The 739-nt window shown below is 47.9% G+C and carries 3 protein-coding genes; all 3 read left to right on the forward strand.

All coding sequences use genetic code 11. The annotated features are described in order from the left end of the window. Positions 1 to 246: 246 nt before the first annotated feature. Positions 247 to 378 carry a hypothetical protein gene (locus C7B16_RS25560; protein WP_033552636.1) on the forward strand — a complete coding sequence of 44 codons (132 nt, stop codon included), beginning with the start codon at positions 247 to 249 and terminating at the stop codon, positions 376 to 378. A gap of 32 nt (positions 379 to 410) precedes the next feature. Continuing rightward, positions 411 to 497, forward strand: coding sequence for a hypothetical protein (locus C7B16_RS25565; RefSeq protein ID WP_244445990.1), 87 nt, complete (start codon positions 411 to 413; stop codon positions 495 to 497). Between the two features lies 1 nt (position 498). Further along, positions 499 to 739 (forward strand): lysis system i-spanin subunit Rz (locus tag C7B16_RS24275; RefSeq protein ID WP_181244210.1); only part of this gene is annotated, 241 nt, incomplete at its 3' end.

Consider the following 739-nt stretch of genomic DNA (forward strand, 5'->3'; position numbering starts at 1 on the left):
GGATAACACGAAATCCTGCGAACTGGCAAAACGTAAGTGAATAAAAGTAAAAACCCCGATTGTTCGCGCAAACGGGGTTTTGTGTTTATGGCAGCTATGGGAGGCTGCCTTGATTGATTTTAGCAAACTGGTTAGGGAGTTGCGACTCATGATTGGTCAATTACCAAACTGGAAGTTTTTGCTGGTCTGGAGCATCCCGTTTTTATGGGTGGTTGCCCAGTTAATTACCGCAATTAAGGGGTAAACATGTCACGCAAACTCATAATGCTGGGGGACATCCTCTGGGGCATTGCCTGCATTTCATTTTCAGCAACGCTGGCAGCTCTTCTTCTTTCCATGGCATGGATGATGTTGTCTTCGTCGGGGCTGGTGGGGTGACAGTGACTGATGACGACAATTTATTTAAACAGATGAGTGTTGAATTTATTCGGGCAACGGCATTCGCCATTCGTATTGTGGCAATTGCCATACTGGTCCGGGCAATCCGCTGGTGGTGATATGAACCGTGTTCTGTATGTGTTGATTATTGTCCTGCTGGTGGCCTGCGGTGCGCTGTGGCTGGCAACAGACCATTACCGCGATAATGCCATCACTTACAAAGCGCAGCGCGATAAAAAAGTCAGAGAACTGAAGCTGGCTGACGCCACCATTACTGACATGCAGCAGCGCCAGCGTGATGTTGCTGCACTCGATGCAAAATACACAAAGGAGTTAGCCGATGCGAGAGCTGAAAATGAAA

This window comes from Escherichia sp. 20412-1 (assembly GCF_003027595.1).
GTDB lineage: Bacteria > Pseudomonadota > Gammaproteobacteria > Enterobacterales > Enterobacteriaceae > Escherichia > Escherichia marmotae.